The organism is Achromobacter sp. CF-sbj1-Ac2-l (assembly GCF_052698165.1).
Map to the genome: position 1 here is coordinate 5,146,639 of NZ_CP199855.1, position 18,792 is coordinate 5,165,430.

Sequence of the window (18,792 nt, forward strand, 5' to 3'; positions counted from 1 at the left end):
AACCCCGCCACCTCAGGGCTCGGCCGGCGCCTGTTCCAGCGCGGGCGCCTTGCGCGCCTTGCGCAGGAACGACACCAGTTGCCACACCACGGCCGCGCCGATCAGCGCCAGCAGCGTGCCGCTGATCGGCCGCGTCAGGAAGATGCTGAACTCGCCGCGGCTGAGCAGCATGGCGCGGCGGAAGTTCTCTTCCAGCATCGGGCCGAGGATGAAGCCCAGCATCAGCGGCGCGGCTTCCATGCCCAGGCGCAGGAACAGGTAGCCGATCAGGCCGAAGATCGCCGTGATGTAGATGTCGTCCAGGTTGTTGTTGATGCTGAACGTGCCGATGCAGCAGAAGAACAGGATCGCCGGGAACAGCACCGTGTACGGAATCTTGAACACCGACAGCCAGTAGCGCACCAGCGGCACGTTCAGGATCAGCAGGAAGCAGTTGCCCACCCACATGCTGGCCACCAGGCCCCAGAACAGGTCGGGGTGGGTGCCGATCATGTTGGGGCCGGGCTGGATGCCCTTGACGATGAACGCGGCCAGCATCAGCGCCATGACGGCATTCTCGGGGATGCCGATGGCCATCAGCGGGATGAAGCTGGTGCGCGCGGCCGCTTCGTCGGCCGCCGCCTGGCCCGCGACGCCTTCGATGGCGCCGCTGCCGATCTCGTGGCGGTACTTGCTGAAGCGCTTGTCGGCCGCGTAGGCGGCGAACTGCGCGATGGTCGGGCCGCCGCCGGGCAGGATGCCCAGCACCGAACCGACCACGCTGCCGCGCAGCGCGCTGGGCAGGATGCGCTTGAACTCGGGCCACGTCGGGATCAGCTTGATCTTGCCGTTGAACGGCGTCAGCGTGTTGCGGTTGTCCAGGTTCTTGACGATCTCGGCGATGCCGAAGCAGCCCAGCGCGATGCTGATCAGGCCCACGCCGTCCTGCAGGAAGGCCAGGTCCATGGTGTAGCGCGCCACGCCGCTGTTGACGTCGGTGCCGATCACGCCCAGCAGGATGCCGATCATGGCCATCGCCAGGCCATTGAGCAGGCTGCCGCTGCTGACGAAGCTGACGCAGAAAAAGCCCAGCAGCATCAGCGCGCAGTAGTCGGCCGGACCGAACAGCAGACCGACTTCGCCCAGCGCCGGCGCCATCGTCGACAGCACCACGATCGCCACGGTGCCGCCGATGAAGCTCGACACGCCCGCGGTGAACAAGGCCAGGCCGGTCTTGCCCTTCAGGTTCATCTGATACCCGTCGATGCAGGCGACGATACTGCTCGCATGCGGGATCTTCATGGTGATCGCGCTGACGCTGTCGCCGTACTGCGCGCCGTAGTAGATGCCGGCGAGCATGATCAGCGCGCCGCCGGTGGGAATGGAATAGGTCAGCGGCAGCAGCAGGCTGATGGTCGACAGCGGGCCCAGGCCCGGCAGCAGGCCGACCAGCGTGCCGACCACGCAGCCGATGGCGCAATACATCAGGTTCTGCAGCGTCAGCGCGTGCTCGAACCCGAACGCGAGGTTGTTGAACATCTCCATCATGGCGTCTCTCCCCTCAGAACAGCGGCAGGTTCAGGCCGAGCAGGTTGCGGAAGGCGAACGCCACCGCAATCAGGCCCAGCGAGATCTTGACGTTGCGCACCAGCGAATACGAGGTGCCCGCCAAGGTCGAGCAGAACACCAGGAAGACGATGCCGACGATCATGTTGATCAGGCCGGACACCACCGCGAAGCCGCACAGGCTCAGCATGATGATGGCGATGTTCTTGATGCTGTAGCTCAGCGGCACGGGCGGCACGAAGCGCGAACGCACCACCGAGATCACCCCGATCACGCCCAGCAGCGAGCTGACCATGAGCGGGAACAGGCCAGGCCCCGACCGGCTGAACGAACCCAGTTGATACTTCAACGCCGCCAGCCCGAACAGCAGGGCGAAGGCGATCATGAAGAGCCCCGCGACAAAGTTTCTATTGCCAAAGTACATAAGACGCGCCCTCCCAGGCATTGCGTTTTTTTCGCTTGTTATTGCCACCCGGCTTCTCAAACCGGTCTGGTTACCCGCCTGTCTTCCCGCTGAAAATTTCGGTGCTGCGGACGAGTTCGGCAGATAGTAGAGAGCGACACTTCCAATCTGCTTTCGCTTTTTGCGCCGGAACGCGCGAATGCGTTATCGCTTTCCCGTAGGTCCAGCGACATGAAGCTGACTGGTTCCTGAATTGATGTCAAAATGAAGACGGCCCGCGGCCTCACCCCCTATTCCGAGAGACGAAAGCCGCGTGCGCGGCCGGCTCCGGCAAGGCGGATCGAGTCAGCGAAAAGATCAGGAAAGCCGTCCGCGAACGGGACGAAGAATGGTCGGCGCAGTGCATCCATGTCCGCCACGGCGAGCGCCGTATCCACCCACATGGCAGGCGCCACCCGCGCCGCATTGCGCGACGTCGGCGCGGCCCGTCACCCCTCGGGATGACGGACCGCCATGCGCCCGGACGCGCGGCGCGTCACGCGCCGCCACGCCGATCGAGCCGGATCAGGCCGGCAGGGCCGCCATGCGCGGCGCGGCGCCGTGCGCATCACCGCGCAGCTTGAACAGGGCCACGGTGCCGGCCAGCGCGCCGGCCTGGTCGCTCAGCATTGCCGAAGCCGCCGCCGACTGCTCCACCAGCGCCGCGTTCTGTTGCGTGGCCTGGTCCATCTCCGACACGCTGCGGTCGATCTGGCTGATGCCCACGCTCTGCTCGGCCATGGCGCCGTGGATCTCGCTGACAAGACGCTGAACACGCGACACGCCTTCAACGATCTCCTGCATGGTCGAGCCGGCCGCCTGGACCCGTTCGGTGCCGCTGCGCACGTTCTGCACCGACGCCTGGATGAGCGCGCGGATCTCCTGCGCCGAGGCCGCGCTGCGTTGCGCCAACGTGCGCACCTCGCCGGCCACCACGGCGAAGCCGCGGCCCTGCTCGCCCGCGCGCGCCGCCTCGACCGCCGCGTTCAGCGCCAGGATGTTGGTCTGGAAAGCGATGCCGTCGATGACACTGATGATCTCGGTGATGCGCTCGGACGACTGCGCGATCGCGCCCATGGTGCTGACCGCGTCGGTCACCACCTGGCCGCCGCGCTCGGCCGCCTGGCTGGCTTCGGTTGCCAGGCGCGTGGCGTGCTCGGCGGCCTCTTCGGTCTGGCGCACGCTGGAGGTCAGCTCGGTCAGCGCCGACGAGGTCTCCTGCAACGAGCCGGCGGACACTTCGGTGCGTTGCGACAGGTCGCGGTTGCCCATCTCGATCTCGCGCGTGGCCGAGGTCATCGAGTGCACGCCGTTGCGCACGTCCAGCATGACATGGCTGATCTTGTCGACGAAGGCGTTGAACGAGGAAGAGATCTGCGCCACTTCGTCGTGCCCGACAACCGCCAGCCGATGCGTCATGTCGCCGTCGCCCGAGCCGATGGTGTCCATGGCGTCGCGCACCGCCGACAGGCGCTTGAAGGCGCGCGAAGTCACCACGCTGGCGAGCAGCGCCGCGACCAGCGTCAGCACCACCATCGAGATCAGCGTGGCATTGAAGACCTGCGACAGGCCGGCGGTGGCCTCGGCCTCGTCCAGCGCGATCACCAGGAACCAGTCGGTGCCGGCGATGGGACGCGCCTTGAGCAGCTTGGGCACGCCGCCCAGGCGCAGCGCCAGCGGCGTCGCGCCCTCTTGCGCCATGCTCGCCAGCACGGCCGGCGTCAGGCCGGCGGCCACGTCGGTGGACGGCTTGAGCGCCAGCTTGTCATCGACGTGCGAAATCACCTGGCCGTCGGTGGCCAGCACGAACGCGGTGCTGGAGGGCGTGGGCCGGATTGCCTTGATGACGTCCTTGATGCCGTCCAGCGCCACCGCGCCGCTGATGGCGCCGGTGGTCTCGCCGGCGCGCACGATCGGCGCGGTGAAGGCCACGTAGGGCTTGCCGGTGCCGGAATCGCCATACGGCTTGGTCACGGTCAGCTTGCCGGCGGCCACCGCGCTCTTGTACCAGGGGCGCGCGGTGGGGTCGTAGTCGGGCGGCGTCTGCGCGGTCGAGAAGTAACTCTTGTCGGACCAGCCTATGCTGGTGATGGGAAAGCCGTTGGTGGCGCCCATGAGCTTGGTCAGGCCGCGCGGATCGCCCTTTTCCACCACCGCGGCGGTGGCCGATACCGCCAGGGCCTTGTCGGCCGACCAGCGTTCGATGGCGCTGGCGTTGCCGGCGGCGATGGCGTCCAGGTCCGCGGAGATGGTCGCCATCATGTTGTCGCGCACAATGTGATAGATCGCAATGCCCGAGAGCACCAGCGCGCCGATGACGGTGAAACAGGTGATCAACAGGATCCTGTTGCGCAACGAGGTGATTTTCATGCTTGTCTTCTTACTGCAACTGCCCATGCCGGGGGGCACGGGTATCCAGGTACGCGACGACGCAAGCGTCCGCGCCATCCTGGCTTACGGCAGTGCAACATAGGACTTTAGGGAAACAGCGCGGGCATAATGTCGACAAGGCCGCTCCCTGGGCCGAGGACCCGGGGCCGGCGTCGATGCGTCAGTGTTTTTCTGGGAGCTTTCTTTGGACCCGATACTCGCCGAACTGTCGGCGTCTCTGCAGGCGGCCAAGTCGGTCGAACAGTTGACGCGCCCCCTTCTGGATATGCTCGGAGCCGTCACCGGCCTGGAATCCACTTATCTCACCTCGATCGATCCGGACCAGGACCAGCAGCACGTGCGCTACGCGCGCAACGTCGGCGCGCTGCAGATTCCGGAAGGTCTGTCGGTGCCCTGGTCGGACACGCTGTGCAAGCGCGCGCTGGAAGAAGGCCGCATGTCCACCAGCGACGTCGGCGCCTGCTGGCCCGACTCCGACGCGGCGCGCCAGCTTGGCATCCAGACCTACGTCAGCACCCCGATCCGCACCGACGACGGCCTGCTGCTGGGCACCCTGTGCGGCGCCAGCGCCCGCCGCCAGGACATCGCGCCGCAGGCCGAGGAAATCATGCGCCTGTTCTCCAGCGTGATCGCCAACTTCCTGGAACGCGAACAACTGGTGGCCGAGCTGCGCACCGCCAACACCAAGCTGATGGCCTACGCGCTGACCGATCCCCTGACCGGCCTGCCCAACCGGCGCGCGCTGTACGAGGAACTGGAGCGCCTGCGCGGCCGCGCGCTGCGCGAAGGCGGCAGCGTGCTGGTGGGCGTGGTGGACCTGGACGGCTTCAAGGGCATCAACGACACCTACGGCCACCAGTCGGGCGACGCCTTCCTGCAGGAGGTCTCGCGGCGCCTGGCGATGGCGCTGCGCGCCTCCGACATGGTCGGGCGATTGGGCGGCGACGAATTCGTGCTGGTCGGCCCGGGCCCCGCGCTGGCGCGCGGCGACGCGGCGCCGGGCCACGAGGCCGAGCGCGGCGACGCCGAGGAAGCCGCCCGCTCGCTGGAAGATCGGGCCGCCGCCGCCACCGTCGGCCGCTACCCGTTCGGCGACATCACCCTGACCTACGAAGGCGCCAGCGTCGGCGTGGTGGCGCTCGATCCACGCGGCCTGGCGGCCGAGGAAGCCGTGCGCCTGGCCGATGCCCGCATGTACGAGATCAAGCGCGCCCGCAAGGCGGCCCGCACCCTCCACTGAGACGCGGGCCGCGGCGATCCTGGCCGCCGTGCTCCCCGGGGCTTGCACAACACATAAGCAACTGCTAATGTGTTGCCATGATCGAAAACGACATCTTCAAGGCCCTGGCCGACCCGACCCGCCGCGCGCTGTTCGACAAGCTCGCGGCGGGCGCCATGAACGCCAGCGCGCTGCGCGAGGGCCTGGACATCAGCCAGCCCGCGGTCTCGCAGCACCTCGCGGTGCTGCGCCAGGCGCGGCTGGTGCGCGAGGAACGCCAGGGACGTTTCGTCAACTACCAGGTCGACCCGGACGGGCTGGCGCTGATCGCCGGCTGGCTGTCGAAGTACCGCGCCTGGTGGCCGGCGCGGGTCGACGCCCTGAAAACGCTGCTCAAGGACATGGACCAATGACCCACACGGCCTCCGCCCCGCAGGACACGGCAATCGTGCTCGACTATGAGCTGGACGCGCCGCCCGAGAAGGTCTGGCGCGCCCTCAGCATTCCCGCCTTGCGCGAGCAGTGGCTGCCGGCCAGCGCGCTGGCCGATCCTGAGCCGCTGGCCGCGACACCCGGCGTCGAAGTCCGCTACCGCATGCGCGACACGCTGCCGCCCTGCCTGGAAAGCGTGGTCACGTTCCAGCTCAGCCCCACCGCCGACGGCGGCACCCGCCTGACCATCGTCCACGCCCCCGACGATGCGCGGCTGGCGCGGCCCGCGCCGCAGGCGGCCAACGATGCCTGGCCGGCCCTCAAGCTCGCCGCCTGACGCCGCTTTTTCCCTTTGATGCAAGACAGGAGTTCGCGCATGAGCGAAACGATGCAGCTCGTCCCGATGGTGGTGGAACAGTCCGGCCGCGGGGAACGTTCGTTCGATATCTATTCGCGCCTGCTGCGCGAACGCATCATCTTCCTGAGCGGCGAAGTCAATGACGCCGTGTCGGCCCTGGTGTGCGCGCAGTTGCTGTTCCTGGAAGCCGAAAACCCCGGCAAGCCGATCCACCTGTACATCAACTCGCCCGGCGGGGTCATCACCAGCGGGCTGGCCATGTACGACACCATGCAGTTCATCAAGTCGCCGGTTCACACCCTTTGCATGGGCACCGCGCGCTCGATGGGGTCGTTCCTGCTGATGGCCGGCGAGCCCGGTCATCGCGCCGCGCTGGCCAACGCCAGTCTGCACGTGCACCAGCCGCTGGGCGGCTTCCAGGGCCAGGCCTCGGACATGCTGATCCACGCCGAGGAAATGCAGCGCACCAAACAGCGCATCATCCGCCTGTATGCCGAGCATTGCGGGCGCGACTACGACGACGTCGAGCGCAGCCTGGACCGCGACCGCTACATGAGCGCCGAGGAAGCCGTGCAATGGGGCTTGATCGACCACGTCATGGATCCGCGCTCGGCCGGGTTCTGACGCGGCCGAGCGCGTTGCGTCCCGTCATGCCATCGACGCACGCAAGCCGCGCGACGGCTACGCCTCGACCAGCGCGCGCTGATGACGCGCGCGCAACACGCCATTGGCCACGGCGCCCGCCGCCAGCAGCACCGCGGTGCCCAGGAAGACGGCGGGCATGCCGAAATGCCCGCCGATGAAACCGCCCAGCAACGGGCCCGCCACCTGGCCCGCGTACTGGGCCGAAATCGACATGCCCAGCACATTGCCGCCAACGCCGTCGGGCACGTTGTGACGGATCACGCTGGTGACGCACGGCAGCAGCCCGCCCAGCGCCAGACCCATCAGGCAACGCAGCGCCACCAGTTGCCAACCGGCTGTGACGAAAGCCTGCGGAATCAGCAGCAGCGCGGCCACGGCCAGCGCGCCGACGATCACCGTCCAGTGGCCCACGCGATCGGCCAGCCGGCCCAGTCGCGAGGCCGACAGGATCGCCCCCAGCGCCGCCGCCGACATGACCACCCCGGACACCAGCGTGACGCGGGCCGGATCCTCCACCAACTGGCCCACGTATACCGTGATGATGGGTTCGATCGACATGGTGGCGAACATCAGCAGCATGCCGGTCGCCAGCATCGCGGCCACCGGCCGCTTGTCGGGGATCTGCGCCCAGCCGCCGCGGCGCTGGCCGCCCTGCCCGGCCGCCTTGGGCGGGCGCGGCATTTCCTTGATGAGGAAGACGGTGGCCAGAAACGCCAGGAAGATGACGCCGCCCGCCAGCAGGAACGTGGCGCGGATGCCGATCAGCGGCGGCAGCGCGCCGCCAATCAACGGCCCCACGAGGTTGCCCGCCATGATGCCGGCCGACAGTACGCCCAGCGCCCAACCCGAGCGCGCCTTGGGCGCCTGCATTGCCACCAGGATGGTCGAACCCGACGCGTAGCCGCCGGCCAGGCCCACCAGCAGCCGCAGCAGCACCAGTTGCCACGCGTTCTGCACCATGCCGGTCAGCGACATGCAGACCGCCATGCCGAACGAGGCGCGCACCAGCATCAGCTTGCGTCCGTAGCGGTCGCCCAGCCGGCCCCACAATGGCGCGACCAATGCCGCGGCGAAGAAGGTGGCGCCGTAGGCCACGCCCGACCACTGCACGATGGCGGCATGGCCCTGCACACCCAGCTCTTCCACGTACAGCGGCAGGAACGGCAGCAGCAGCGTCATCGCCACGATGGTGCTGAACGAGCCGGCGAAACAGACGGCCAGGTTGCGGCGCCAGTGGATGTTCTCGGCCGGCGCGGCGGCGCCGACGCGATCCGGGGTCGTGGGGGAAGTCATGGGGGCAAGCCTTGCGCTGTCGGGCGGGAAGTCGTGGAACCGGGATTGTTGCCAGCCTCGCCCCCCGCAGCAAGGCCAGCCGCGATACCGGTATTGCCGCTACCCCCCAAGGCGCGCGGCTACTGCGCGGCGCCGCGCAGCCAGGCCTTGGGGGTGGCCCCGCGGTGCGCCTTGAAGGCCTTGATGAAATGGCTGAGGCTGGAAAAGCCGATGCTGTAGGCGGTTTCGGTGACCGAGCAGCCGCGCCGCAACAGGCCGGCGGCCGCCTCCATCCGCGCTTGCAGCAGGCAGCCATGCACCGATTGTCCGTAGAGCGACATGAAGCCGGCCTGCAGCCGCTTTTCGCTCAGGCCCACGGCCTGCGCCAGTTGCCGCACGCCGCGGCAATCGGCGTATTCGTGCTGGATGCGGCGATGGGCCTCGGCCAGCCGCTTGCGGTCGGCCGGTGGCGGCAAGTCGGCCGCGGCGCGACCGGCCAGGTGCGCCAGGGTCAGGGCCAGGGCCTCCTGGGCCTTGCCTTGCAGATATAGGGCGGCGATCTCGCCACGGTCCTGGTTCCAGGCCAGGATCTCGCCGGCCACGCGCGCCAGTCCCGGCCACAGCGGCAGCGTCGCCAACTGCGCGTCACGCGCCGGCACGCTGCCGTCGGCCGCGAACGCGGCGGGCGGCACCTGCCGCAAGGTGCGCCGCCACAGGGCGCGCACGGTGTCGCTGAAAAAACGGATGTCGACGGCGCGGATATTGTGGCGGCCCTTGAATTCGTCCCATCCCGGCACCGGCTCGGCCGTGCCGTGCAGGATGACGCTGCCCGGCTGGATGCGCAGGGCCGCGCCGCCCTCGAAGCCCACCCCGAACTGCCCTTCCAGCACGATCGCCACGCCGACGCTGGATTCGGCCGCGCCGCTGGCGGCCCAGTCGGACTCGGGTCGGCCGTCGAGGCAGCCGATCGAGATGCCGCCCGGCAGCTCGTGCTGGGTGCGGATCCTGAGCCAATCCGGCGGCAGCAGGCGCAGCAGGTCCTGCGCGGTAAGGGGCGCGCGGCGGTCCGGGGCAGGACGGGGCTGAGAGGCCATTTTGTTCCAATTCCGCAATTTCCGGCGCGGATTCGCTAGCGCGGCCGCCGCCTGGCCTGGATGATAACAATTTTCATCCGCATCAAGCCTCCCATGCCGCCTTTGCCAGACACCGCCCGCCGCCCGAACGAGGCCGCCGCCCTGTTCGTCTTCAACACCTTGTGCCTGACCGCAATCATGGCCTTCATGCCCGTGATCGGCCCGGTGGTGCGCGGCCTGCGGCTGGCCGAATGGCATGGCGGCCTGGTGGTCACCGTGGCCGGCGTGCTGTGGATGCTGATGGCGCGCTATTGGGGCGGCCGCAGCGACCGCATCGGCCGCCGCCGCGTGCTGCTGCGCGCCGCCGCCGGCTATATCGTCAGCTACCTGCTGCTGGCCATCGGCCTGGACCTGATGCTGCGCGAGCCGCCGCCGGTGTGGCTGGCGCTGCTGGCCCTGATGGCGCTGCGCGCGCTGATCGGCGCCTTCTACGCCGCCATGCCCACCGTCAGCGCGGCTCGCATCGCCGACATCACCGCGCCGGACCAACGCGGCGCCATGATGGCCAGACTGGGCGCGGCCAACGGCCTGGGCATGGTGCTGGGGCCGGCCATCGGCGGCCTGCTGGTCAAGGACAGCCTGACCCTGCCGCTCTACATCGCCGCCGCGCTGCCGCTGCTGGGCACGCTGTGGCTGGCCGCGAAGCTGCCGTCCGATGCCGCGCACGAACCGCGCGCCACGCCGCCGCTGAAACTGAGCGACAGGCGCTTGCGCCTGCCGCTGGCCGCGATGCTGCTGGCCATGAGCGCGGTCATCACCGCGCAGATGATCGTCGGCTTCTACGCCATGGACGCGCTGCGCCAGGCGCCCGGCCCGGCCGCGCGGACGGCGGGCTGGGCCATGACCACCGTCGGCGTCATGCTGATCCTGGTGCAGGTGGGGCTGGCCAAGGCGCGCCGGATGAACGCGGCGCGCTGCCTGGCGGGCGGCGCGCTGCTGTCGGGCATCGGCTTTCTGCTGGTGCCGGTGCTGGGCGGCACCGCGGGGCTGGTGGCGTGCTACGCCGTCATGGCGGCCGGCATGGGCCTGGTGTTCCCCTCGATCCAGACCTTGGCGGCCAATGCCGTGACCGCCGACGAGCAAGGCATCGCCGCCGGCTCGGTGATCGCGGTGCAGGGCATGGCGATGGTGGTGGCGCCGCTGGTATGCACGCTGCTGTATGGCGTGCGCCCCTGGATGCCTTATGTGGTGGCCGCCAGCCTGTTGCTGCTGGTGGCGCTGGCCGCGACGCTCAAGCCGCGCGTGGCCGCGCCCTGACGCCACGGCCCCCGCGGCGCGGGGGCCGGATCAGTGGTTCGCGTCATTCGGTGATGCGGATGTTGGCCTGGTCGATGATGACCTGGTAGCGCTTCATCTCGGCGTCGATGAACTTGGCGAAGGCCGCCGAATTCTTCACCGACGGTTCGAACCCCAGGCCATTGAGCTGCTCGACGATCCTGGGATTGGCCATCACCTTGGCCGAGGCCGCCTCCAGCTTGCGCAGCACCGGCTCGGGCAGCTTGGCCGGGCCCCACACGCCATACCAGGAATAGAACTCGAAGTTCTTCTGGCCCTGCTCCTTCATGGTCGCCAGATCGGGCAGCAGCGGACTGCGCGCGGCGCCGGTCACGGCCAGCGCCTTGAGCTTGCCGGCGCGCACCATCGGCAGCGACGACAGCATCGGATCGATCAGGCCCTGCACCTGGCCGCCGACCAGATCGGACAGCGCCGGACCGCCGCCGCGATAGAGCACGATGGGAATCTGGTCCAGGCCGTTGTCATGCAGGAACGAGGCCGCGGCCAGGTGCCCGGCCGAGCCGAAGCCGGAAGTGGCGAAGGAGTACTTCTGCGGTTCGGCCTTGAGCAGCTTGACCAGGTCGCCCACGTTCTCGGCCGGCACCTTGGGATAGACGCTGAAGATCAGCGCGCCCTGCGCCAGCTCGCTGATCGGCGTGAAGTCCTTGACCGAGTCGAACTTGATGGTCTTTTTGTACAGCAGCGGATTGATGGCGTGGATCGACGCGTTCAGGTAAAGCGTGTAGCCGTCCGGCGCGGCCCGCGCGACGTAGGCCGCGCCGATCATGCCCGACGCGCCGGCGCGGTTTTCCACCACGATCGACTGGCCCAGCTCCTTGCCCAGTTGCTCGGCATACAGGCGGGCCACGCCGTCGACCGAGCCGCCCGGCGGATGCGGCACCACCAGCGTGATCGGGCGTTGCGGATAGTCGGCGGCATCGGCGGCCAGCGCGCTGGCGCCGCAGGTGACGCCCACGACCGTCAAGGCGGTGGCGAGCAGCCGGGTGAACGGCGCGGGACGGGACGGCGAACGGAACATGATGGGTCTCTCTTGGCGATGGCGCGTCCATTCCGGACGCGCAGGGGCCGACCACGCCACCGGCCGCGACGCTCGCGGCCGCCATGTCGTGGATCGTCAAAATGCATCCGGCGGCTATTGCCGCCGGAACAGGGGAATCAGGCCGCCTTGAGCTGGGCGGAGCTGAAGCCGTACTTGGCGTCCAGCCCCAGCTCGCGCACGATGCGCAGGCCCTTGGCCAGCGCGTCGCCCTCCAGGCCGCGCAGCGGCCGGCGCAGGTCGCCGACCGGCAGGCCCACCGCCTTCATCAGCGACTTGATGGCGACCGGGTTGATGGCCGAATACGAGTAGTGCAGCATCGGCAGCAGGCCCAGGTAGCCTTCGCGGAAGCTGACCGACACGTCCGGCGTGTCCCACGGACGCGAGATGTCGGCCATCTCTGCGGGCGCGATGTTGCCGGTCATGTTGGCGGTGCCGTGGCCGCCCAGGCTCATGGTGGGCACAACCAGGCCCAGGTTGGGCGAGTCGCAGCACATCACCGACACGTCGGGACGGCCGCGCAGCACCTGCGCCACCTGGCCGACGCGGGTGGTCGATTCCTTGTGCACCACGTAGTTGGGGTGCTTGAAGATGCGCAGCAGTTGGTCCCAATGCAGGTCGCTCTTGACCCGCGGCGGGTTGTTGTAGATGCCCAGGGGCAGGTCGGTGGCGTCGGCCACTTCGAGGAAATAGGCCTCGGTGTCGGCCTCGGACGCGCAGATGTAGGCGGGCGCGGCCAGGATCGCGCCGTCGGCGCCGTTGGCGTGCGCGAACTTCAGGTAGTCGATGGTGGAGTCGGTGTTGTTGCCGGTGCAGCCGTAGAACAGCTTCATCTTGCCGGTCTTCATCTTGGCCGTCTCGACGATCACCTGGCGCCGCTCTTCGGGCGACAGCATCGAGACCTCTCCCGTGGAGCCCATGATCAGCACGGCGGCGGTGCCGTTGTCTTCCTGGAACTTCAACAGAGTGCGGAAGGCGCTGAAATCGACGCTGCCGTCGCGATTGAACGGCGTGACGATGGCGACGAAGGACCCCTGGATTTTCATTTTGCTCATGACCTGCTCCACATGCGGAAGGACTGCCCAATCAAAAAAGGCCAGGTTGGCGCGCGGTCGTTGGCGCCTGCACCTGACCATTCCCCTTGTTGCTTTCGCAGTATAGGAAGAGCGGCCCCGAAAATTTTTCTATTTTCCACACTTTTGCAGGGCCTGAAAGACAAAGAATTTCTAAGGCAATGCCGTTAAGTTATGAAGATTTCCATAACAATACGCTTTTCACGGCGCCCCCCGCATGTCCGAAGCGATCTTTCGTTATCCGTCCCTGTCCCACTGGGGCGCGTACACCGCGCTGGTGCGCGAAGGCCGTGTCGTGGGCTGTGAGCCGTTCGCGCATGACCAGGCCCCGTCCCCGCTTATCCACACGATGCCCGATATGGTGCATTCGCCGCTGCGCATCGCCCGCCCCGCCGTGCGCGCCAGTTGGCTCAGGCATCGCGGCGCGCCCGAGCTGCGTGGCGTCGACGGCTATGTGGAGGTCGATTGGGACTCCGCGCTGGCGCTGGTGCACGACGAATTGCAACGGGTGCGCGCGCAGCATGGCCCGACCGCCATCTTCGGCGGCTCGTATGGCTGGTCCTCCGCCGGACGGCTGCACCACGCCCGCACGCTGACGCACCGCTTCCTGTACGCCGGCGGCGGCTGCGTCGACCAGTCGGGCAACTACAGTTGGGGCGCGGCGCAATTCCTGCTGCCGCACATCATCGGCACCTACGCGCCCGTGACCGGCCGCATCACCGACTGGAACAGCGTGGTCGGGCACACCCGGCTGCTGATCGCGTTCGGCGGCATCCCGCTGCGCAACACCCAGATCGCCTCGGGCGGCGCGGGCGACCACAGCGCCCCCGGCTGGCTGGCGCGGGCGCGCCAGGCCGGCATACGCACCGTGGTGGTCAGCCCCACGCGCGGCGACGCGCCGGCGGCGCTGGCGGCCGAATGGATCCCCATCCGTCCCAACACCGATGCCGCGATGATGCTGGGCATGGCCCACACCCTGCTGGCCGAGGGCCGCCACGACCGCGACTTCCTGGCCCGCTGCTGCAATGGCTTCGAGCAGTACGCCGACTACCTGCTGGGCCGCGCCGACGGCCAGCCCAAGGACGCTGCCTGGGCCGCGCGCATCTGCGGCGTGCCGGCCGATACCATCCGCGCGCTGGCGCGGGACGCGGCCGGCACCCGCACGCTGCTGTCGTGCTCGTGGTCGCTGCAGCGCGGCCATCGCGGCGAACAGCCGTACTGGGGCAGCGTCGCGCTGGCCGCCCTGCTGGGCCAGATCGGCCTGCCTGGCGGCGGTTTCGCCTTCGGCCATGGCTCGATGAACGGCGCCGGCAATCCGCGCCCCGACCTGCCCGCGCCGGAGATGCGCGCGGGCCGCAATCCTGCCGGCGTGTCGATCCCGGTGGCGCGCCTGACCGACATGCTGCTGCAGCCGGGCGAGCCGTACGAGTTCAACGGCAGGACCGGCATCTATCCGGACATCCGCCTGGTCTACTGGGCCGGCGGCAATCCGTTCCATCACCACCAGGACCTGAACCGGCTGATGCGGGCCTGGGCGCGGCCCGAGACCATCATCGTGCACGAGCCATGGTGGACGCCGACCGCGCGCCGCGCCGACATCGTGCTGCCGGCCACCACCACGCTGGAACGCAACGACATCGGCGGCTCGTCGCGCGACCGTTACCTGCTGGCGATGCGGCAGGCGCTGGCGCCGGTGGGCCACAGCCGCAACGACTTCGACATCTACCGCGAACTGGCCGCGCGCGGCGGCTTCGAGCACGCCTTCACCGAAGGCCGCGACGAAATGACCTGGATCCGCCACATCTACGAACAGATGCGGCCGGCCTGGGAAGCGGCGCAACTGACGCTGCCGGCCTTCGACGAATTCTGGGAACGCGGCCACGTCGCGCTGCCGCCGCCGGCGCGCGACTTCGTGCTGTTCGAGCAGTTCCGTGCAGACCCCGCCGCGCATCCGCTCAAGACCCGTTCCGGCCGGCTCGAACTGCACAGCGCGGCCATCGCCGAATTCGGCTACGACGACTGTCCGCCGCATCCGGCCTGGCTGCCGCCAGTGGAATGGCTGGGCGCCGAGCGCGCCGCGCGCTGGCCGCTGCACCTGGTCACCTGCCAGCCCGCCGACCGGCTGCACTCGCAGCTCGACCCGGCGCCGGCCACCCGCGCCAACAAGGTCGCCGGGCGCGAGGCGGTGCTGCTGCATCCCGACGACGCCGCCGAACGCGGCATCGCGCAGGGCGATGTGGTGCGCCTTTTCAATGATCGCGGCGCCTGCCTCGGCGGCGCGCAACTCAGCGCCGACCTGCTGCGCGGCGTGGTGGTGATGCCCACGGGCGCCTGGTTCGATCCACAGGACGATGCGCTGGAGCGTCATGGCAATCCCAACGTGCTGACGGTGGACGTGGGCACGTCGCGGCTGGCGCAGGGCCCGAGCGCGCTATCGGCGCTGGTGCAGGTGGAACGCTGGCACGGCGAGGCGCCGGCGGTGCGGGCCTTCGAGCCGCCGCCGCTGCGGGCCGAGACGCCGGGCGCGCCACGCTGACGGCGCGGTCGCCCCCGGCGCGGCGACCGCGCCTGGCGCCCGATTGCCGGCCTGTGCGAGGCTACTTATCGTGTGAACAGGCCCTAGGCCGCTCGCAGGAACGCCAGCACCGCGTCGTCCTGTCCCCGGATGAAATGCCGCTCACGCGGCAACAGCGTCACCTGCGCGCGCGGCGCCAGGCGGCGCAGGCGTTCGCAGGTCTCGCGCGAATCAAGCATCACATCGCGCCCGCCCACCGCCACGTACAGCGGCTGCGCCAACTGACGCAGCGCCTCATCGTCAAAGACGGGAATGGCGCCGAAGCGCGAGCGGAAACCGCGATTGATAGCGTGCATCAACCCAAACTGAGCCCGATCGGCGGGCGCCGGATCGGCCGGCAGCGGCCCGATGATGCGGCGGCGCACCAGCGCGCGGCCCGCGGGTCCCAGCAGCAGCAATGGCAGGACCCACGGCAGGATGTGCTTCTGCCGGCCGATGCCGGACGGGCACAACAGCGCCAGCCGCTCGACCCGCGCCGGCCGCCGCACGGCGAAGTCCAGCGCCAGCCACGCGCCCAGCGAAATGCCGAAGCACGCCGCGCGCGCCACGCCCAGTCCATCGAGCACGGCCTCCAGCCAGGCCGCGTGCGCATCGCTCGCCAGCGGCAGCCGCGCCGGCGCGCTCGGGCCTGCCTCGCCGATCAGGTCGATCGCGTAAATGCGGAAATGCGGCGCCCAGGCCGCGGCCTGCCGCTGCCAACTGGCGGCCGTGCTCTGCGCGCCATGCAGCAGCACCAGGGGCGGTGCGTCCTCGCGGCCGCACACCAGCACATGGGTGTCGCCGGCCGGCGTCGGCACCGTCACTCGCCGCACATCGGCCGGCCAATGGGCCAGCGCCGCGGCATAGGCCTGGCGCACGGCCTCGGCGTGGCGCTCGGACTTGAAGACCGGGCTCATGCCGGCGCGTCGCCGCGATGACGCAGATGGATCAGCGGATACGCCCGTCCCTGGCCATCGCGCTCGGAACGCCCGGTGCGCTCGAAGCCCAGCCGTTCATAGAAGCCGATCGCCTGCGCGTTCTGCTCGTTGACGTCGGTGCTCAGGCCGGGATGGCGCCGCAGCGCGTCCTCGACCAGCGCGCGCCCGACGCCCTTGCCGCGCGCGGCGGGATCGACGAACAGCGCTTCCATGTGGCCGCCGTCGAGCAGCATGAACGCCAGCGCGCGGTCGTTCGCATCCACGGCCAGATCGAGCGTGGCGGCGGGCAGGAAGCCCACCACCTCGGCCTCGATGTCATGGCGGTCCTGCGGCGACAGGAAATCGTGGGTGGCATCGACGGCGCGGCGCCAGATGTCGACGACGCGTTCGCCGTCGGCGGGGGTGGAGGTTCTCAGGGTGATCATGGTGCTACGGAAAAAAAAGAAGAAAGGTTGGCAGCCGTCAGCCGGCGTCGGTGCGCCGCTCGATGGCGCGGATCACCGCCACCATGTCGGACGCGCCCAGGCCCTGGGCCTCGGTCTCGCCGTAAAGCGCATGGCTGGCGTCCAGCAGCGGCGAAGCGATGCCGGCGCCGCGCGCGGCCTCGGCCACCAGGCGGCTGTTCTTGAGCACGTCGGTGATCGCCGCCTGCACGGAAAAGTCCTGCGTCACCAGCTTGCCAAGCTTGACGCGCGACACGTCGCTGGCCATCGGTCCGGCGTTCAGCACCTCGGCGAACAGGGCCAGGTCGATGCCGTGACGCTCGGCGAAATGCACCGACTCGGTCAGGCCCGTGACCATGGTGATCAGGAACAGGTTGACCGACAGCTTCATGACGAGCGCGGACGGCACCGCGCCACAGACGAAACTGTCGCGGCACAGCGGCCGCACCAGTTCGCGCACGGCTGCGACGTCGTCGTCATGGCCGGCCAGCATCACCACCAGTTGCCCGGCTTCGGCCGGCTTGCGCGAGCCCGACACCGGCGCCTCGACGTAGCGCCCGCCGGCCGCCTCGATGTCCGCGCCCAGTTGGCGCGAAAAGTCGGCAGATGTGGTGCCCATGTTGACGATCACGTGGTCGCGCACGCGCGCGGCGAAGTCGTCCGTGCCGCGCGCCAGCACCGTGTCGATGGCCGCGTCGTTGGCGAGCATCAGGATGACGGTGCGGCATTGCGCGTAGACCTGGCCGGCGCTGTCGGCCACGCGCGCGCCCGCGGCGCGCAGCGCGTCATAGCCGCCGGGGGAACGGCTCCAGACCACCAGCGGCGTGCCGGCGCGGGCCAGGTTGAGCGCCATCGGCGTGCCCATGACGCCCAGGCCGATGAATCCGATATCCATGCGTGTTTCCGCTTTGGTTGTGTTCATTGTCCCTATTATTCCACCGATTGTTGCCGCCGCTCGCGGACAACGGCTCCGGCGCGCGTCGGCCGAGCGGATGTCAAGCCAGCACAGCGGGATTGATCACATGGATCGGCTTGCCGGCGGCGTAGGCGACGATCTGATCGAAAACGTCCGAAAACTGGGTCTCGTATTCGTCCTCGGTGACGTAGCCAATGTGCGGCGTGCAGATCGCGTTGGGCAACTGCAGCAGCGGATGTTGCGGATCGGTCATCGGTTCCGATTCGAACACGTCCACCGCCGCCGCGCCCGGCCGGCCCGCGGCCAGCGCCTGCGCCAGCGCGCCCGGCTCGATCAGGCCGGCGCGGCTGGTGTTCACCAGCAATGCCGACGGCTTCATGCGCGCCAGGTCCTGCGCCGTGACGATGCCGCGCGTGTCCGGCAGCAGCCGCATGTGCAGCGACAGCACGTCACAGGTCTCGAAGAACGCCTGCTTGTCCGGCGCCACGTCCCAGCCGTCGTCGCGGGCCCTTTGGCGCGAGGCCTCGCGCGCCCACACCAGCACCTTCATGCCAAAGGCGGCGCCGTAGCGCGCCACTTCGGCGCCGATGCGGCCATAGCCGTAGATGCCGAGCGTGCGGCCGCGCAGCGTGCGGCCCATGCCGGTCTGCCAGGTGCCCTGCTTGAGCAGTTGCACCGCCTGCGGAATGCGCCGCATGCCGGCCAGCACCAGGCCCCAGGTCAGCTCCGCCGCCGCGTACGACGGCGTGCCGGCGTGCTGGTTCGAGGACAGGATGACGCCGTGCGCGGTGCAGGCGTCGACGTCGATGTGCGGATAGACGCTGCGCTGGCTGATCAGCCGCAGCTTGGGCAGGCGCGCGATGAGCGGCGCGCGGATCTGGGTGCGTTCGCGGATCAGCACCAGCGCCTCGGTGTCGCGCAGGCGCTCGGCCAGCGCATCCACGTCCTGCACATGGTCGTTCCAGACCGTGACGGCATGGCCGTCGAGTTTGCGGAAACAGGGCAAGCCCCGCAGCGTGTCGAAATAGTCGTCCAGAATCGTGATGTTCATGGTCTGTCTCCTGCCAGGATGCGGGCATTGTGAGCGCCGCCTTGCCGA

General features: G+C 69.1%; 17 protein-coding genes. 6 read left to right on the plus strand and 11 right to left on the minus strand.

The features are described from left to right. Window positions 1–12 precede the first annotated feature (12 nt). The 3 genes from ACUDCK_RS23670 to ACUDCK_RS23680 all read right to left on the minus strand — a co-directional run bounded on the left by ACUDCK_RS23670 (window position 13) and on the right by ACUDCK_RS23680 (window position 4,357). The gene (locus tag ACUDCK_RS23670) at window positions 13–1,524 is read right to left on the minus strand and encodes a tripartite tricarboxylate transporter permease (RefSeq protein ID WP_054415478.1); all 1,512 of its coding nucleotides are present in this window, start codon (window positions 1,522–1,524) and stop codon (window positions 13–15) included. A 16-nt stretch (window positions 1,525–1,540) separates the two neighbouring features. Then, window positions 1,541–1,930, minus strand: coding sequence for a tripartite tricarboxylate transporter TctB family protein (locus ACUDCK_RS23675; RefSeq protein WP_231133048.1), 390 nt, complete (start codon window positions 1,928–1,930; stop codon window positions 1,541–1,543). Window positions 1,931–2,512: 582 nt separating this feature from the next. Then, the gene (locus tag ACUDCK_RS23680; RefSeq protein ID WP_064527727.1) at window positions 2,513–4,357 is read right to left on the minus strand and encodes a methyl-accepting chemotaxis protein; all 1,845 of its coding nucleotides are present in this window, start codon (window positions 4,355–4,357) and stop codon (window positions 2,513–2,515) included. Between the two features lie 205 nt (window positions 4,358–4,562). Here ACUDCK_RS23680 and ACUDCK_RS23685 point away from each other — a divergent pair, with 205 nt between their 5' ends. From ACUDCK_RS23685 to ACUDCK_RS23700, 4 genes are all read left to right on the plus strand, one after another. Beyond that, window positions 4,563–5,618 carry a sensor domain-containing diguanylate cyclase gene (locus ACUDCK_RS23685; protein WP_175142631.1) on the plus strand — a complete coding sequence of 352 codons (1,056 nt, stop codon included), beginning with the start codon at window positions 4,563–4,565 and terminating at the stop codon, window positions 5,616–5,618. A 77-nt stretch (window positions 5,619–5,695) separates the two neighbouring features. Then, window positions 5,696–6,010: an ArsR/SmtB family transcription factor gene (locus ACUDCK_RS23690; RefSeq protein WP_054500829.1), complete on the plus strand. Its 315-nt coding sequence runs from the start codon at window positions 5,696–5,698 to the stop codon at window positions 6,008–6,010. Further along, window positions 6,007–6,366: an SRPBCC family protein gene (locus ACUDCK_RS23695; RefSeq protein WP_144655434.1), complete on the plus strand. Its 360-nt coding sequence runs from the start codon at window positions 6,007–6,009 to the stop codon at window positions 6,364–6,366. The genes ACUDCK_RS23690 and ACUDCK_RS23695 overlap by 4 nt, the downstream gene beginning before the upstream one ends. Before the next feature lie 39 nt (window positions 6,367–6,405). After that, window positions 6,406–7,011: an ATP-dependent Clp protease proteolytic subunit gene (locus ACUDCK_RS23700; protein WP_054500827.1), complete on the plus strand. Its 606-nt coding sequence runs from the start codon at window positions 6,406–6,408 to the stop codon at window positions 7,009–7,011. A gap of 57 nt (window positions 7,012–7,068) precedes the next feature. Here the strand turns inward: ACUDCK_RS23700 and ACUDCK_RS23705 are convergent, their stop codons facing one another. Together ACUDCK_RS23705 and ACUDCK_RS23710 are read right to left on the minus strand one after the other, a co-directional pair. Continuing rightward, a complete protein-coding gene (locus tag ACUDCK_RS23705) occupies window positions 7,069–8,325 on the minus strand; it encodes an MFS transporter (protein WP_175167148.1) in 1,257 nt (418 codons plus the stop codon). Between the two features lie 119 nt (window positions 8,326–8,444). Further along, window positions 8,445–9,398, minus strand: a complete 954-nt coding sequence (locus ACUDCK_RS23710) for a helix-turn-helix transcriptional regulator (protein WP_175167147.1) — start codon at window positions 9,396–9,398, stop codon at window positions 8,445–8,447. A gap of 93 nt (window positions 9,399–9,491) precedes the next feature. On the opposite strand from ACUDCK_RS23710, the gene ACUDCK_RS23715 reads away from it, so the two are divergent. Beyond that, window positions 9,492–10,694: an MFS transporter gene (locus tag ACUDCK_RS23715; protein ID WP_277355989.1), complete on the plus strand. Its 1,203-nt coding sequence runs from the start codon at window positions 9,492–9,494 to the stop codon at window positions 10,692–10,694. A 43-nt stretch (window positions 10,695–10,737) separates the two neighbouring features. Here ACUDCK_RS23715 and ACUDCK_RS23720 read toward each other — a convergent pair whose 3' ends face one another. Beyond that, window positions 10,738–11,751, minus strand: coding sequence for a Bug family tripartite tricarboxylate transporter substrate binding protein (locus ACUDCK_RS23720; RefSeq protein ID WP_064527721.1), 1,014 nt, complete (start codon window positions 11,749–11,751; stop codon window positions 10,738–10,740). 137 nt (window positions 11,752–11,888) lie between these two features. Continuing rightward, window positions 11,889–12,824 (minus strand): 4-hydroxy-tetrahydrodipicolinate synthase family protein, encoded by a 936-nt coding sequence (locus ACUDCK_RS23725; protein WP_054500822.1) that lies wholly within the window; start codon window positions 12,822–12,824, stop codon window positions 11,889–11,891. A 235-nt stretch (window positions 12,825–13,059) separates the two neighbouring features. Here ACUDCK_RS23725 and ACUDCK_RS23730 point away from each other — a divergent pair, with 235 nt between their 5' ends. Further along, window positions 13,060–15,378: a molybdopterin-dependent oxidoreductase gene (locus ACUDCK_RS23730; protein WP_175167145.1), complete on the plus strand. Its 2,319-nt coding sequence runs from the start codon at window positions 13,060–13,062 to the stop codon at window positions 15,376–15,378. An 83-nt stretch (window positions 15,379–15,461) separates the two neighbouring features. On the opposite strand, the gene ACUDCK_RS23735 is transcribed toward ACUDCK_RS23730, so the two are convergent. The 4 genes from ACUDCK_RS23735 to ACUDCK_RS23750 form a co-directional block, all read right to left on the minus strand. Beyond that, complete coding sequence (locus tag ACUDCK_RS23735) at window positions 15,462–16,313, minus strand: alpha/beta fold hydrolase (protein ID WP_175167144.1); 852 nt, start codon at window positions 16,311–16,313, stop codon at window positions 15,462–15,464. After that, window positions 16,310–16,759: an acetyltransferase gene (locus tag ACUDCK_RS23740; RefSeq protein WP_054500819.1), complete on the minus strand. Its 450-nt coding sequence runs from the start codon at window positions 16,757–16,759 to the stop codon at window positions 16,310–16,312. Before ACUDCK_RS23740 ends, ACUDCK_RS23735 begins: the two co-directional genes overlap by 4 nt. Before the next feature lie 37 nt (window positions 16,760–16,796). Next, window positions 16,797–17,672, minus strand: a complete 876-nt coding sequence (locus ACUDCK_RS23745; protein WP_054500818.1) for an NAD(P)-dependent oxidoreductase — start codon at window positions 17,670–17,672, stop codon at window positions 16,797–16,799. A gap of 100 nt (window positions 17,673–17,772) precedes the next feature. Continuing rightward, window positions 17,773–18,744, minus strand: coding sequence for a D-2-hydroxyacid dehydrogenase family protein (locus ACUDCK_RS23750; protein WP_064527713.1), 972 nt, complete (start codon window positions 18,742–18,744; stop codon window positions 17,773–17,775). Between the last annotated feature and the right edge of the window lie 48 nt (window positions 18,745–18,792).

Coding starts and splice junctions, on each gene's coding strand:
- ACUDCK_RS23705 (WP_175167148.1), bottom strand. CDS start 8,325: ATGACTTCCCCCACGACCCCGGATCGCGTCGGCGCCGCCGCGCCGGCC.
- ACUDCK_RS23750 (WP_064527713.1), bottom strand. CDS start 18,744: ATGAACATCACGATTCTGGACGACTATTTCGACACGCTGCGGGGCTTG.
- ACUDCK_RS23670 (WP_054415478.1), bottom strand. CDS start 1,524: ATGGAGATGTTCAACAACCTCGCGTTCGGGTTCGAGCACGCGCTGACG.
- ACUDCK_RS23725 (WP_054500822.1), bottom strand. CDS start 12,824: ATGAGCAAAATGAAAATCCAGGGGTCCTTCGTCGCCATCGTCACGCCG.
- ACUDCK_RS23700 (WP_054500827.1), top strand. CDS start 6,406: ATGAGCGAAACGATGCAGCTCGTCCCGATGGTGGTGGAACAGTCCGGC.
- ACUDCK_RS23690 (WP_054500829.1), top strand. CDS start 5,696: ATGATCGAAAACGACATCTTCAAGGCCCTGGCCGACCCGACCCGCCGC.
- ACUDCK_RS23745 (WP_054500818.1), bottom strand. CDS start 17,672: ATGGATATCGGATTCATCGGCCTGGGCGTCATGGGCACGCCGATGGCG.
- ACUDCK_RS23675 (WP_231133048.1), bottom strand. CDS start 1,930: ATGATCGCCTTCGCCCTGCTGTTCGGGCTGGCGGCGTTGAAGTATCAA.
- ACUDCK_RS23710 (WP_175167147.1), bottom strand. CDS start 9,398: ATGGCCTCTCAGCCCCGTCCTGCCCCGGACCGCCGCGCGCCCCTTACC.
- ACUDCK_RS23680 (WP_064527727.1), bottom strand. CDS start 4,357: ATGAAAATCACCTCGTTGCGCAACAGGATCCTGTTGATCACCTGTTTC.
- ACUDCK_RS23735 (WP_175167144.1), bottom strand. CDS start 16,313: ATGAGCCCGGTCTTCAAGTCCGAGCGCCACGCCGAGGCCGTGCGCCAG.
- ACUDCK_RS23730 (WP_175167145.1), top strand. CDS start 13,060: ATGTCCGAAGCGATCTTTCGTTATCCGTCCCTGTCCCACTGGGGCGCG.
- ACUDCK_RS23695 (WP_144655434.1), top strand. CDS start 6,007: ATGACCCACACGGCCTCCGCCCCGCAGGACACGGCAATCGTGCTCGAC.
- ACUDCK_RS23740 (WP_054500819.1), bottom strand. CDS start 16,759: ATGATCACCCTGAGAACCTCCACCCCCGCCGACGGCGAACGCGTCGTC.
- ACUDCK_RS23720 (WP_064527721.1), bottom strand. CDS start 11,751: ATGTTCCGTTCGCCGTCCCGTCCCGCGCCGTTCACCCGGCTGCTCGCC.
- ACUDCK_RS23715 (WP_277355989.1), top strand. CDS start 9,492: ATGCCGCCTTTGCCAGACACCGCCCGCCGCCCGAACGAGGCCGCCGCC.